The organism is Pseudomonas psychrophila (assembly GCF_001043005.1).
Taxonomy (GTDB): Bacteria; Pseudomonadota; Gammaproteobacteria; order Pseudomonadales; family Pseudomonadaceae; genus Aquipseudomonas; species Aquipseudomonas psychrophila.
Genome location: NZ_JYKZ01000068.1, coordinates 1 through 661, shown reverse-complemented (window position 1 = coordinate 661; position 661 = coordinate 1). Strand labels below are relative to the sequence as shown.

The window sequence follows — 661 nt, the reverse complement described above, 5'->3', positions numbered from 1 at the left end:
AGCCCCTGGTGAGAGGCTCGGGAGGGTTCCGACATGATGCATGTTCCTTATGACATGAGAAGGAACACCAATTCATCATGATTGGAGGTGCGAAACGAGGTACTGGGTTATCGCAGACAGAGGATGCGGCAGCACCGCCCGAAAAATTGCCTATCCTGAGGAGACCCTCGTTCCGGCACAAGGCTCAAGCGCTCCATGGACGATCCAGAGAACAAGCCGCCTACGTTCTGGCAAATGCTCCACAGCGTGGTGGCCGCTGCGTCTGGTGTGCAAAGCGCGAAAAACCGTACCCGCGATTTTACACACGGAAAACCCGGCCACTTCCTGATCCTGGGGCTTGTGTTCACGACCATTTTCGCGTTGACACTGTTCGCCATCGTCAAGCTGATCCTGCACCTGGCGGGCGTATACACGCTTTGCTGCGGGCACGCGAAACAACCCGCAGGATGCAGGTCAGTGCCTGATTCCCCGGGAAACCCGGTTATCTGTGAATCAGGCGGTCATGAGAGAGTTATTGATGGCTGACCCAAAACACCGCAGTCGACACCACCAGAATGATCAGTAAAAGGATGGCCCATGCATCGACCTTGCTGTCGCTTTTACGCGCCTTGACGGGAGTACTCATCGCATCGCCTCTTTTCGGTTTTATGGGTGATTGCTT

At 55.2% G+C, this 661-nt stretch carries 1 pseudogene; it reads left to right on the top strand.

The features are described 5' to 3' along the window. Positions 1–195: 195 nt before the first annotated feature. Positions 196–408: pseudogene (locus TU76_RS25715) on the top strand (DUF2970 domain-containing protein); the annotation flags it as partial. Positions 409–661 lie beyond the last annotated feature (253 nt).